At 73.0% G+C, this 12,563-nt stretch carries 9 protein-coding genes; 1 reads left to right on the forward strand and 8 read right to left on the reverse strand.

Translation table 11 applies throughout. From position 1 onward, the window contains the following. Positions 1 to 47: 47 nt before the first annotated feature. The gene (locus Ani05nite_RS24560) at positions 48 to 3,269 is read left to right on the forward strand and encodes an NACHT domain-containing protein (protein WP_203771885.1); all 3,222 of its coding nucleotides are present in this window, start codon (positions 48 to 50) and stop codon (positions 3,267 to 3,269) included. A gap of 32 nt (positions 3,270 to 3,301) precedes the next feature. On the opposite strand, the gene Ani05nite_RS24565 is transcribed toward Ani05nite_RS24560, so the two are convergent. The 8 genes from Ani05nite_RS24565 to Ani05nite_RS24595 form a co-directional block, all read right to left on the reverse strand. Continuing rightward, complete coding sequence (locus Ani05nite_RS24565; protein WP_203771887.1) at positions 3,302 to 4,096, reverse strand: DUF6807 domain-containing protein; 795 nt, start codon at positions 4,094 to 4,096, stop codon at positions 3,302 to 3,304. Positions 4,097 to 4,111: 15 nt separating this feature from the next. Then, positions 4,112 to 4,288: a hypothetical protein gene (locus Ani05nite_RS41360; protein ID WP_239130576.1), complete on the reverse strand. Its 177-nt coding sequence runs from the start codon at positions 4,286 to 4,288 to the stop codon at positions 4,112 to 4,114. Continuing rightward, entirely contained in the window at positions 4,285 to 4,506 is a 222-nt protein-coding gene (locus Ani05nite_RS41365) for a TetR family transcriptional regulator (RefSeq protein ID WP_239130577.1), read from the reverse strand. Before Ani05nite_RS41365 ends, Ani05nite_RS41360 begins: the two co-directional genes overlap by 4 nt. Positions 4,507 to 4,631: 125 nt before the next feature. Then, complete coding sequence (lpdA, locus tag Ani05nite_RS24575; RefSeq protein WP_203771889.1) at positions 4,632 to 6,032, reverse strand: dihydrolipoyl dehydrogenase; 1,401 nt, start codon at positions 6,030 to 6,032, stop codon at positions 4,632 to 4,634. Positions 6,033 to 6,057: 25 nt separating this feature from the next. Then, positions 6,058 to 7,443, reverse strand: a complete 1,386-nt coding sequence (locus Ani05nite_RS24580) for a family 43 glycosylhydrolase (protein WP_239130578.1) — start codon at positions 7,441 to 7,443, stop codon at positions 6,058 to 6,060. Continuing rightward, positions 7,440 to 9,983 (reverse strand): alpha-L-arabinofuranosidase family protein, encoded by a 2,544-nt coding sequence (locus tag Ani05nite_RS24585; RefSeq protein WP_203771893.1) that lies wholly within the window; start codon positions 9,981 to 9,983, stop codon positions 7,440 to 7,442. Before Ani05nite_RS24585 ends, Ani05nite_RS24580 begins: the two co-directional genes overlap by 4 nt. A gap of 75 nt (positions 9,984 to 10,058) precedes the next feature. Then, positions 10,059 to 10,820, reverse strand: coding sequence for a glycerophosphodiester phosphodiesterase family protein (locus tag Ani05nite_RS24590; RefSeq protein WP_203771895.1), 762 nt, complete (start codon positions 10,818 to 10,820; stop codon positions 10,059 to 10,061). Next, positions 10,811 to 12,562, reverse strand: a complete 1,752-nt coding sequence (locus Ani05nite_RS24595) for an acyl-CoA dehydrogenase (RefSeq protein WP_203771897.1) — start codon at positions 12,560 to 12,562, stop codon at positions 10,811 to 10,813. The genes Ani05nite_RS24590 and Ani05nite_RS24595 overlap by 10 nt, the downstream gene beginning before the upstream one ends. Position 12,563 lies beyond the last annotated feature (1 nt).

A 12,563-nucleotide genomic window follows, 5' to 3' on the forward strand; every position in this document is an offset into this window, starting at 1 on the left:
ATACTGACAGTGGTCACTGCATTGTCGGCACCCGAGGCGGTGGTTCGGTGGAGCGGGCATGGCGTACGGTCCTGGGGCTGCTGGTCGTCGTCGCGGCCCCCTGGATCGCGGTCTGGACCAGTCGCCTGCGGGAACGGCCGGGCCTGGCCCTGTTGCTGGCCCTGGCGTGGCTGGCCGTGGTGGTGGTCGGCTGGCTCTTCTGGAAGGTGGCGGCGGAGTCCCTGCACCGCCACCTCGGCCTGTGGTCCACCTCGGTCGACCGGTTCATCGATCAGCACCTGTCCCGCTACGGCAAGGTCTACGGCCAGTGGGTGATGGACTCCCGCCGGTTCCTGGACGCCAAGGGCCTCGCCACGGTGGGCACGTTCAGCCCGGAGATGGACGAGGTCTTCGTCGACGTCGGCCTCACCGCCCGGGCCCCCCGCCAGGTGCCGCCGGACCTGCTCGGCACCGCGCCGGTCGACAGCGCTCGGCGGCGCTCCATCTGGGACTTCCTGCACCAGGACGAGCCCGTGGTGCTCGCCGCGATCGGCGCGCCCGGCAGCGGCAAGACGACACTGCTCAACCACGTGGCCCGGAGCACCGCGCGCACCGCCCCGGACCGGCGCCGGCCCATCCCCGTCCTCCTGCAGCTGCGCGACCACGCCCGGGCGGTGGCCGCCGAGCCGGGGATGTCCCTGCCCGAGCTGATCCGGCGCGCGCTGCCCCGCCTGGTCGTGGCCGAGCCGGCGGGCTGGTGGGAGAACCGGCTCACCCGGGGCAAGTGTGTGGTGCTGCTGGACGGCCTGGACGAGGTGGCCAACGCGGCCGAGCGCCGCGACATCGTGGCGTGGGTCAACCAGCAGATCGCCGTCTACCCGCGCAACGACTTCGTCGTGACGTCCCGGCCGCACGGGTACCGGGACGCGTTCGTGGAGTCGGCGACCACGCTGCAGGTCCTGTCCTTCACGCCGGACCAGGTGCGGCGTTTCCTGCACGGCTGGTACCTGGCGGTCGAGCGCCGGGCCACCGGCACCACCGGCCGCGAGGTGGAGATGCTCGCCCAGGAGGCCGCCGACGATCTTCTCGACCGGCTGGCCGCCTCGCCCGCCCTCTACGACCTGACCATCAACCCGCTGCTGCTGACGATGATCGCCAACGTGCACCGGTTCCGGCGGTCGCTGCCGAACAGCCGGGCCGATCTCTACGGCGAGGTCTGCCAGGTGATGCTCTGGCGGCGGCAGGAGGCCAAGCGGCTGGACCTGAACCTGCCCGGCATCAGCAAGGAGCGGCTGCTCGCCTGGCTGGCGTACGAGATGATGCGGTCGGGCACCCGGGACATGAGCCGGCGGCAGCTGGTGGACGGCATCCGCCCCCGGCTCAAGCGGGTCTCCGCCGACGTCACCCCGGAGGACTTCATCAACGACGTCGGATCCAACGGCCTGCTCGTGGAGCGGGAACGGGAGCTGTACGCCTTCGCCCACCTGACCTTCCAGGAGTACCTGGCCGCCCGCTACCTGCAGGAGCACGGCCTCGAGCGGGTGCTGATCGAGGCCGTGGACGACCCCTGGTGGCGGGAGACCACACTGCTGTACCTGGCCGGGGCCGACGCCGACCCGATCGTGCGGGCCGCGCTGCGCTCGGGTACGCCGACCGCGCTGTCCCTCGCCTTCGAGTGCGCCGAGATCGGCGCCGAACTCGCCCCCGAGCTCCGGCAGCGCCTCACCGAGGTGCTGGCCGAGGGCTTCGACCCGGCGGCGAGCGTGGAGAGCCGGCGCCTGGTGGCCGGCGTGCTGGCCAGCCGGTATCTGCGCAGGCTGGTGCCCACGCCGGCCGGCACCCGGGTGTGTCCCGATCCGATCACTGCCGACCTCTACTGGATGTTCCGCAAGGACACCGGCGTGCCCGCACCGGACGGCCGGCCGGCCGTCCGGCAGAACGCACCCGTCCGGGGCGTGTGGAGCACCGACGCGGCCGGGTTCGTCCGCTGGATCAATGCCCTGACCACCGCCAACGGAAGCGGGACCCATCAGGGCGCGGGCCTGCTCTATCGGCTGCCGACCGCCGAGGAGCTCGACATGCTGGCCGCCGGGCCCGGTCCGGCCGCGCAGATCCTGCAGTCGCGGGCCCAGCGGGTGTGGAACACCACGGACGGCGTGAGCGCGCCGACCGTCTGGACGTTGGCCGGCCGGCCGGCGGCCAACGTCGTCCCGACCGATGAGTTGCTCACCGCCGTGGTGGCCGACCTGCGCCCCTCGGGCGTGCTGGCTCAGCTGATGACCGTGACGGCGATCGAAACCGCCGGCCGGCTCGCCCTGACCGGCCCCCCGATCCGGGCCGCGGCCGAGGAGCTGGCCCGCGGCATGATGGCGATCCGCTCCGGCCGCGACGCCGGCGGGCTGGAGAACTCCACGGCCCTGGACGACCTGCGCGGTCCCCTGGCCAAGGCCGGCGAGGCGGCCACCCTCCTCGGCCGGGCGCTGGCCGGCCTGCCCCGGATCAGCCCGGACGTGGCCGAGCAGTTGGAACTGGTGCTCGCCCGCCATCCGATCGCCCGCGCGGTGGAACACCTGGAGAAGGCGGCCTCGCTGGGACGCGACGTCGCCATCGCCCAGGAGTGGAACCGCGACCTGGGGGTGGACAGCGCCCTGCCGAACGCCCGGTCGATCCGCGACCGGGTGCGCCGGTCCCGCCAGCGGCTGCGGGAGCTCGCCGACACCATGGGGAGCCCCGCGCCGACGCTCTCGCCGCTGGAGCTGCGGCTGGGGCTGGACGCCGAGCCGCTCAGGTTCGCCGGCCGGGACCGTGCCGGCCCGTCCCCGAACGGCGCCCTGGGCACCAGCTTGCGCCTGGCCACGTCGGCGGTGCTGAAGCAGCAGGGCCCGGACGCCGATCGGGACGCGGCGACCCGGTTCGGCCTCGCCCTGCTGCGCTTCTCGGCCGCCACCACGCCGGAGCCCATCCCCGTCGACCTCGGCGAGCTGGCCGAGGTGGTGCGGCGCCTGCCGGACAGCGCGGTCCGCCGGTTCTCCTCGCCGGCCTGGGCCACCGCGGTGCTGCGGATGCTCCGGGAGGCCGCCGTGCCGGTCCTGGAGCGTCAGGCGCCGATGACCGAGGCCACGGCCACGGCCATCCGCGTGCCGGCGCTGATCCTGGCCGCCGAGGCGATCCACATCAAACAGGAACCGCTGGCCCGCGACCTGCGGCACCTGGCCGCGGCGACGTGCCTCATGCGCCGCCGGGCGGCGGACGCCGGCCTGCTCGAGAGCCTGATCCTCGCGACCGCCTGACCGCGTCACCGTCGCCGCGGCCCGGCCGGCCCTCACCCGATGATCTGCTCCCGGGTCAGCTCGCCGTCGGCCACCAGCACGGTCAGGTCCCGCTCCAGCGGCGCCCCGGGCCGGACCACGACGGGCTTCTCCCAGGCCAGAGCCGCGCACACCCCGTTGTAGCCGCCCGCCCCGGTGCGGACGAACCAGCGGTCGTCGCCGCTCAGGCCGCGGAAGACCAGGGTGTACGGCCCCGGCCCGGTCAGCGCCACCCACGGCTCGTCGCTGCCGTTGACCTCTTCCTCGCCCGCCCGGGACGCCGTGAAAGCCGTGGCCGGGCCCGGGGTGGCACGCCAGAAGAAGCCGCCGTAGCCCGCGCCGCCGGGGCGGCCGTTGGTGGCCGGGCTGCCCAGCGTGACCTCGCCGGCCGCGCTCAGGGCGTACGAGAAGGACAGCTCCCAGCCCAGCGGGACCGCCCGGGCCGCCACCGCCCGGGTCTCGGTCAGCAGCGTCGCGCCGTGCGGGTCGAGCCAGCGCAGCCGCTCGCTGAAGCCGTCCGCGGCCCGGGCCAGCCACGCGTCGTGGGTGATCCGGCCGTGGTCGTCGAGCCACGTGTAGCCCTGGTCGCGCACGTACGTCCGGCCGCCCCACAGGTTGACGCCGTCGACGTCCTGCATCGCCACCGACACGCCCAGGTGCCAGCGGTGGTCCTCGGGCAGCAGGTCCGTCACCGGTACGCCGGCCAGCGTGCGCACCGGGTGCAGGTACGGCCGCGGACCGTTCAGCGGGTCGATCTCCGGCTCCGCGACGTACTCCGCGACATCGACGTCTTCCACTGTCAGGCGCATGCCCCGGACGCTACCTCAGGCCGGGAAGAGCAGGTCCAGGTGGGCGTCGAGGGCCCCGAGCGCGCGCTCGGCGGTGTCGTCGTGCAGGCCGGCCGCCGCGGCCGGGCGCACCGCCGTGTACGCCAGGAAGGCGAGCGCCACCCGCCCGTTGTCGCGGCTCGGCCCGTCCAGCGGCAGCAGCGCGGTGATCATCGTGCGCAGCAGGAGCCGGGGTGGCGGGTCGGCCCCAGCGCGGCGAGCGCCTCGGTGACCCGCAGCGCGCTGCGTTCCCGCACGACGGACAGCGCGAACGCCATCATCTCGTCGCGGCTGTCGAAGTAGTGCTGCACCATCCCGGCCGAGACGCCGGCCCGGGTCGCCACGTGGCGCAGGCTCACCGATTCCAGGCCCTGCTCGGCGGCCACCCGCATCAGCGCGTCCGCGATGAGCCGGCGGCGTTGCTCGGGGTCAACCTACTTGGGCATCGGTACGCCTTGCGCACCGTCTCGACGGCGTCCCAGCCGATGAAGACGCCGAGGATGGGCTTGACCAGGCCTCAGAGGTTGATCATGTGGCCGGTGAGGCCGTGGAACGCCTCCTGCAGCGCCTCGCTCAGCGTCGGGTGGGTGTGCACGTTGCGGGCCAGCTCGTGCGCCGTCAGGTCCCACTTCTGGGCCAGCGTCAGCTCGGGCAGCAGCTCGGACGCGTCGGGGCCGATCAGATGCCCGCCCAGCAGCTCGCCGTACCTGGCGTCGGCCACGAGCTTGACGAAGCCGGTCGGCTCGGCCAGGCCGTGCGCCTTGCCGTTGGCGGTGAACGGGAACGTCGAGACCTGCACGTCGTGGCCCTCGTCGCGGGCCTGCTGCTCGGTCAGGCCGAAGCTGGCCACATGCGGCTGGCAGAACGTCGCCCGGGGCATCATCCGGTAGTCGCCCAGCGTCATCGTCTCCGCGCCGGCGATGGTCTCCGCCGCCACCACGCCCTGCGCCTCCGCGACGTGGGCCAGCTGCAGCTTGGCGGTGACGTCGCCGATCGCGTAGAGATGCGCGACGTTGGTGCGCATGTGGTCGTCGATCGCGATGGCGCCGCGGTCGGTGAGCGCGACCCCGGTGTGCTCCAGGCCGTAGCCCTCGACGCGGGGGGCGAAACCCACCGACATCAGCACCCGGTCGGCCTCGAGCGTCTCCGACCTGCCGTTCCTGGCCGTGTAGGTCACCACGACCGACGAGCCCTTGTCGGTGACGGTCTCGACCTTGGCCGAGGTCAGGATCGGGATGCCCAGCCTGCGGTACTGCTTGGTGATCTCCTTGGAGACGTCGGCGTCCTCGTTGGGCAGGGCCCGGTCGAGGTACTCCACGATGGTGACGTCCACGCCGTAGTTCCTCAGGACGTAGCCGAACTCCATGCCGATCGCGCCGGCCCCGACGATGACGATCGAGCCGGGCAGGTCGCGGTCGAGGATCTGGGTCTCGTAGGTGACCACGTTGTCGCTGAGCTCGACGCCGGGCAGCAGCCGCACGGTCGAGCCGGTGGCGATGATCGCGTTGTCGAACGTCAGGGTCTCGGTGCCGCCCGCGGACAGCGTGACCTCGAGGGTGTGCGCGTCGCGGAACGAGCCGCGGCCGTCGTACTCGGTGATCTTGTTCTTCTTCATGAGGTAGTGCACGCCCTTGACCCGGCCGTCGGCCACCGTGCGGCTGCGGTCGAACGCGACGCCGTAGTCGAAGCTCACGTCGCCGCTCATCCCGAACGTCTTGGCCTGGGTGTGGAAGATGTGGGCCAGCTCGGCGTTGCGCAGCAGCGCCTTCGACGGGATGCAGCCCACGTTGAGGCAGACGCCGCCCCAGTACTTCTCCTCCACCACGGCGGTCCGCAGGCCGAGCTGGGCGGCGCGGATCGCGGCGACATAGCCGCCGGGACCCGCGCCCAGGACGATCAGGTCGTAGTGCTCGCTCATGCCTCGAGTATCGCGCAGCCGGGCCTCAGCTGAGCAGGAAGACCGATGCGTCGCCGATCACCACCGTGCCGTCCCGGTGGCGCAGGTACCGGGTGGCGTCCTCGGCCAGCTGCAGCCGGACGCCGGAGCCCTGCCGGATCCGGCGTACCGGGGTGGGCGGCCCGGTCTCGAGGCGGACCGCGCCGTCGACGACCCGGACGTGCCGGTCCGGGAAGTCCACCGACTGGATCGCCTCGGCGCCGCCGGCCGCGGGCACGAAGCGGAACTGGGTGTCGGCCAAGCCGTGGTCCGGCGGGCGGACCACCAGGGTGGCGCCGTCGTGCCGGACGAACCGGCTCGGCGCGTCGGCGGGGGAGAGGCGCAGGATCGGGCCGCCGGCCCCGACCGGTACGCCGAACAGCGGCGTGCCGTCCGGATGCCAGTAGACGCGCTGGACGCGGGTGTGCCGGTTCGGGTCGTAGAGCGGGTCGCCGCTGATGTCGCGGTAGTCGCGGGCGTGGTAGACCAGCACGTCGGTCACGCCGTCCTCGGCCACGGTGAAGCTGTTGTGCCCGGGGCCGTAGCGGTCCGTCTCGGGCCGGGTCACCAGGACCGGGTCGGGGTTCTTGGTCCAGGACGCGGGGGACAGCAGGTCGGCGCGGGCGTCCGCGGTGAGCAGGCCCAGGCAGTAGCGGGCGTCGGTGGCGCTGGCCGAGAAGGTCAGGAAGACGCGGCCGTGGCGGATCAGCACCGCCGGGCCCTCGTTGACCTTGAAACCCTGCACCTCCCAGCTGCGGGTCGGGGTGGCGATCCGGGTGGGCTTGCCGCGCAGCGCCCAGGGCGAGCTCATCTCGGCGATGTAGAGGCTGGTGTTGACCGCGATCTCCGGCTCGCTCTGCGCCCACACCAGGTAGCGCCGCCCGCGGTGGGCGAAGGTCGTCGCGTCCAGCGAGAAGCTGTCCCACTCGGTGGCGATCTGGCCCTTCAGCGTCCAGCCGGCCGGGTCGGTGGGGTCGGCCAGCGCGGACTCCAGCACGTACATCCGGATCCGGAAGACGTCGTCGGAGTCGCCGGCGGCGAAGTAGATGTACCACCTGCCGTCGATGCGGTGCAGCTCCGGCGCCCAGATGTGCCCGCCCATCCTGCCGGTGGCGGGGCGGCGCCAGACCACCGACTCGGCGGCGGTGGCGAGCCCGGCGATGGTGGTGGCGCCGCGCACGACGACCCGGTCGTACTCGGGCACCGAGCCGGTGAAGTAGTACCGGCCGCGGTGGCGGTGGGTGATGAACGGGTCGGCGCGCTGCTCGATGAGCGGGTCGGCGGTGGTGACCCCGTAGATCTGGGCGTCGGTGCGGGCCTGGCGGGCCTGCGCCGGGAAGGCGGCGAGCCCCACGCTGCCGAGCAGGACGGCACGGCGGCTGACGGTGTTCACGAGCACTCCCGGATGCGCAGGAAGGTGACGGAGTTGGCGGGGAAGGTGCGCGTGAAGGCCGACGAGATGCCGCCGACGGTCGTGGTGACCGGCTGGATCGGCTCGGCCGAGCGGGTGTTCTGCTCCTGCGGGTCCCCGGTGATCACGGTCATCCGGGCGCGCCCGGCGACCTTGCGGCCGCCCAGGTCTACCCGGGTCACGGCCGGGGTGTCCTGCGCGTTGACGACCTTGACGATGAGCTCGCCGGTACGGTCGTCGCGGGTGATGACCTGGGCGAACGGCTCGGTCACCTGGTCGTCGGTGAAGCTGCCCCACTCGGCGCCGTTGAGGAACAGCCGCACCCGGGTGCCGCGGACCTCGATGCGGATGTCGTACGTGGTCCCGGTGTCGATCGTGTTCGGCTTGGCCAGCACGATCTCCTTGGACCCGCCGGCGCCCTTCTGGACCGCGCCCTGGGTGTTGTTCCAGCCGCCCAGGTTCCACCAGTAGAGCTCCCCGGAGGGCTGCACCCCGAACGCGACCAGGAAGCCCTCGGCGCCGGCCTGCTTGGTGGCCTTGAGCGTCAGGTCGTAGTCGGTGGCGGTGATGTCGCCCGCCTTGACCAGGGTGTCCAGCGCGGCCGTGTCGCTCTGCCGGTAGGCGCCGTCGACGACCGACCAGGCGCCGCGCGGCTCCACCGGCGTCCACTGCCCGGCGCCGCCGGAGAAGTCGTCGCTGAACAGCACCGCGCCCTCCGGGGTGGTCACCTTGACGTCGTCGTAGGTGGCGGCGGTGGCCCAGGTGGAGAGCCCGACGGCGCCGGTGATCGGCTTGGGCTGGACCACCTTGCCGGTCGACCGGCTGGGCACCACGCGGTCGCCCACGTTGGTCATGAACAGCTTCTGCACCTGGTAGCTGGTCGAGCCCCAGGACTCGTCGTTGTCGAACCAGATCAGGTCCGGCTTCCACTGCACGTGGTCGATGTTGGCCAGCAGCGGCGCGTACGAGGCCAGCTTGACCACGTCGGCGTTGCGTTCCAGCCCGGTCATGTACGACGCCTCGGCCAGGGAGTTGATCAGCTTGTTGTCCAGCGACGCGTACTCGCCCAGGAAGACCTTGGGGCCGTTGCGGTCGTAGGAGTCGTACCGCTTGTTGTTGCCGAGGAACCAGGCCGGGCTGTTGTAGTAGTGCTCGTCGACCATCGCCACGTTCGCGGCCTTGTTCTTGGCCCACAGGGTGTCGAAGGTGGCGCCCTGGTCGTCGGGGCCGGAGTTGCCCACCACCACGATGTCCGGGTACCTCGCCGCGATGGCCTCGCGGAACTGACCGAAGTTCGCGAAGTACTCCTCCGGCAGGTTCTCCTCGTTGCCCACGGCCACGTGGGTCAGCCCGAACGGCTTCGGGTGGCCCATGTCGGCGCGCAGCCTGCCCCAGGTGGAGGTGGCCGGGCCGTTGGCGAACTCGATCAGGTCGAGGGCGTCCTGGATGTGCCGTCGCAGCAGCGCCGGATCGTCGGTGGCCCGGTTCTGCCCGCAGCCGGTGACCAGCGCCGGGAGCACCGGCAGCGGCATGGCGCCGATGTCCTCGGCGAACTGGAGGTACTCGTAGTAGCCCAGCCCGTAGGACTGGTGGTAGCCCCAGAAGTTCTTGTTGGCGGCCCGGGTCTCGACCGGACCGACGGTGTCCTTCCACTGGTAGGCGCGCGCCCGCTCGTAGCCGGAGGCGGCGTCGTAACCGGCCATGCTGCCGGTGTTGACCAGGCAGCCGCCGGGGAAGCGGACGAAGCCGGGGCGCAGCGCCGCGATCTTGTCGGCGAGGTCCTTGCGCAGGCCGTTGGGCCGGCCCCGGAAGGTGTCGCGCGGGAACAGCGAGACCATGTCCAGGCGCAGGGTGCCGGTGCCGCCGGCCAGCACGGCCAGCCGGCCGGCGTCGCTGCTGCGGGTCGCCGTCACGGTCGCCGGGTAGCGGGTCCAGGAGTCGCCGCGGACGGTGAGGGAGACCGGCGCGGCGAGCGCCTGGCCGGCGCTGTCGCGCAGGGTCACGGTGAGCGGCGTGCCGGCGGGCGCGTCGCTGCGGGCCCAGACCGAGAAGTCGTACGTGGCCCCGCGGGTGAGCGCGAACCCGGTGTTGTAGCCGGAGTTCGTCACGCCGTAGCGGCCGCCGGCCGGGTTGGTGAGGGCGAGCCGGAGATAGGTGCGGTTGCGCCCGTTGAGGCGGGCGTCGTCGTCGACGGTGGTTGCCGTGCCCGCGCCGCCGCCCTCCGCGCCGGGCGTCCAGGCGGTCAGCCCGGTGTAGGACGGGTTGTCCACCGGGAGGAACTCGAAGGAGCGGTTGCGGACCAACTCGGCGTAGAGGCCGCCGTCGGCCGCGAAGTTGATGTCCTCGAAGAAGACCCCGTACATGGTGTCGGCGATCTCCGGGCCGGTGGCGGCCGGGGCGGCGGTGATCGTGTAGTCGGGGGCGGGCGCCGGGGCCTGGGCCAGGCCCGGCGTCGCGCCGCCGACGGTGGCGAGCAGCGCCGTCACGGTGGCCAGACCGAGCAGCGCGCGGGACGGGGACATCTGCGTCCTCCAATGTGAACGTTAACAACGCCGGCCCGATTATCACCGAGACATAACAGGCCGTCAATGCCCGCGTTACCCGGGCCAGGCGCCCCGGGCGGCGTAGACGTCCCGCAGCACCTCGGGCCGGTCGGTCATGAGGCCGTCCACGCCGAGGTCCAGCAGCCGGTTCATCTCCCGCGGGTCGTCGATGGTCCACACGTGCACCTGCAGGCCGAGCCGGTGCGCGCGGGCCAGGAACCGCCGGTCCACGATCGGCAGCGGGCCGTGCCGGGTCGGCACCTGGGCGGCGACCGCGGACGGCGGCAGCCGCAGCGGCGTGCCGAGCAGCGAGGAGACCCGCAACCGGGCCACCTCGCCGCGGCCCAGCGACGTCGCGACCCGCGGGCCGGCCAGGGCGCGCAGCCGGGCCAGCCGCGCGTCGCTGAACGAGGCGAGCAGCACCCGGTCGGTCGCGGCGGCGGCCCGGACCGCGTCGACGGTGGGCGCCACCGCCGGATCCGCCTTGACGTCGATGTTGAACCGCACCCCGGGCCAGGCGGCGAGCACGTCGTCGAGCCGGGGCACCGCCCCCGCGCCGCCGATCCGCAGCGTCGCCAGGTCGGCCCAGCGCAGGTCGGCCACCCGGCCCGCCGCCCCGGTGAGCCGGTCCAGCGAGGCGTCGTGGAACACCACCGGCACGCCGTCCGCGGTGGCGTGCACGTCCGTCTCGACGTACCGGTAGCCCAGCGCGACCGCCCGGCCGAACGCCTCGGCCGTGTTCTCGTCGCCGTCGGCGGCGCCGCCCCGGTGGGCGAAGGCCAGCGGCACGGGCGAGTCCAGAAAGGTCAGAGGCACTCGTCGTCCAGGTCGGCGAGCAGGGTGTCGCCGCTCTCCAGCAGCTCGAACCAGGCCGTCGTGCGGGGCAGCTCGTGGGTGAAGAAGTAGCGGGCGGCCAGGCGTTTGCCGTCGTAGAAGGCGCCCGGCCGGTCCGCCGCCGCCGTCGCCTGCTCCATCCACATCCACGCGATCACCAGGTGGCCGGCCGCGTTCAGGTACGCCGTGGAGTTGGCCAGGGCGCGCTCCGGGTCGCCGTCCGACCAGAGCTTGCCGGTCACCTCGACCAGCCGCTCGCAGCCGGCCGTCAGCAGCTCGGCGTATCCGGCCAGCTCCGCCGGCGCCCGCCCGGCGGCCTCGCGCATCGTGCGGACCAGCAGCTTCAGCCCGGCGCCGTCCCGCATGACCACCTTGCGGCCCAGCAGGTCCAGGCCCTGGATGCCGTCGGTGCCCTCGTGGATCGGGTTCAGCCGGTTGTCGCGGTAGAACTGCTCGACCGGATACTCCCGGGTGTAGCCGTAGCCGCCGTGCACCTGGATGGCGTGGTCGTTGGCCAGCAGGCACCACTGTGACGGCCAGGCCTTGACGATCGGGGTCAGCACGTCCAGCAGCAGCGCGGCCTCGGCGGCCGCGGCGGCGTCACCGGTCTCCTGCTCGTCGACCAGCCGGGCGGCGTACAGGACCAGGGCCAGGCCGCCCTCGACGTAGGTCTTGGAGGCCAGCAGCATCCGGCGCACGTCCGGGTGGCGGACGATCGGCACCGGCGGGGCCGCCGGGTCCTTGCCGCTCACCGGGCGGCCCTGCAGCCGTTCCCGGGCGTACGCCAGCGCGTGCAGGTAGCCCGTGTAGCCCAGCGCCACCGCGCCGGCGCCCACGCCGATGCGCGCCTCGTTCATCATCTGGAACATGTAGGCCAGCCCGCGGCCCTCCTCGCCGACCAGGTACGCCGTGCTGTCGGTGAACGACAGCACCGCGTTGGTCGTGCCCCGGAAGCCCATCTTGTGGTTCAGCCCGGCCAGCTCGACGCCGTTGCGCTCACCCACCCGGCCGTCGTCGCCGACCAGGTGCTTGGGCACGATGAACAGCGACAGGCCCTTCACCCCGGCCGGCGCCCCGGCCACCCGGGCCAGCACCAGGTGCACGATCGTCTCGCTCAGCTCGTGGTCGCCGCCGGAGATCCACATCTTGCCGCCGGTGACCCGGTAGCTGCCGTCGCCGGCCGGCGTCGCGCGCGTGGTGACGTCGCTGAGCGACGAGCCGGCCTGCGGCTCGGACAGGCACATGGTGCCGCTGAACCGGCCCTCCAGCATCGGCGTGACGAACCGCGCGACGTGCTCGGGCGCGGCGTGGGTCAGCAGCAGGTTGGCGTTCGCCATGGTCAGCAGCGGGTACGCCGAGGTGGCGATGTTGGCCGCCTGGAACCAGGCGAAGCACGCCCGGGCCACCACGTGCGGCAGCTGGAGCCCGCCGGCCTCGGCGTCCATCGACCCGGCGAGCAGGCCGGTGTCGGCGAACGCGGCCAGGGCCGCCGCGACCTCGGGGATGATGTGCACCCGCTCGCCGTCGAAGGTCGGTTCCTCGAGGTCGTTGCGCCGGTTGTGGGGGGCGAACTCCCGCTCGGCGATGCGCGCGGAGACCTCCAGGAACGCGTCGAACGTCTCCCGCGAGTGCTCGGCGAAGCGGGGCCGCGTGGTCAGCGCCGCGACGTCGAGCCACTCGTGGAGCAGGAACTCGAGGTCGCGCGGCGAGAGGATGCTGGGCATC

Source organism: Actinoplanes nipponensis (genome assembly GCF_016862275.1).
Classification (GTDB): Bacteria; Actinomycetota; Actinomycetes; order Mycobacteriales; family Micromonosporaceae; genus Actinoplanes; species Actinoplanes nipponensis.

Coding starts and splice junctions, on each gene's coding strand:
- Ani05nite_RS24565 (WP_203771887.1), bottom strand. CDS start 4,096: ATGCGCCTGACAGTGGAAGACGTCGATGTCGCGGAGTACGTCGCGGAG.
- Ani05nite_RS41360 (WP_239130576.1), bottom strand. CDS start 4,288: ATGATCACCGCGCTGCTGCCGCTGGACGGGCCGAGCCGCGACAACGGG.
- Ani05nite_RS41365 (WP_239130577.1), bottom strand. CDS start 4,506: ATGCGGGTGGCCGCCGAGCAGGGCCTGGAATCGGTGAGCCTGCGCCAC.
- lpdA (WP_203771889.1), bottom strand. CDS start 6,032: ATGAGCGAGCACTACGACCTGATCGTCCTGGGCGCGGGTCCCGGCGGC.
- Ani05nite_RS24585 (WP_203771893.1), bottom strand. CDS start 9,983: ATGTCCCCGTCCCGCGCGCTGCTCGGTCTGGCCACCGTGACGGCGCTG.
- Ani05nite_RS24595 (WP_203771897.1), bottom strand. CDS start 12,562: ATGCCCAGCATCCTCTCGCCGCGCGACCTCGAGTTCCTGCTCCACGAG.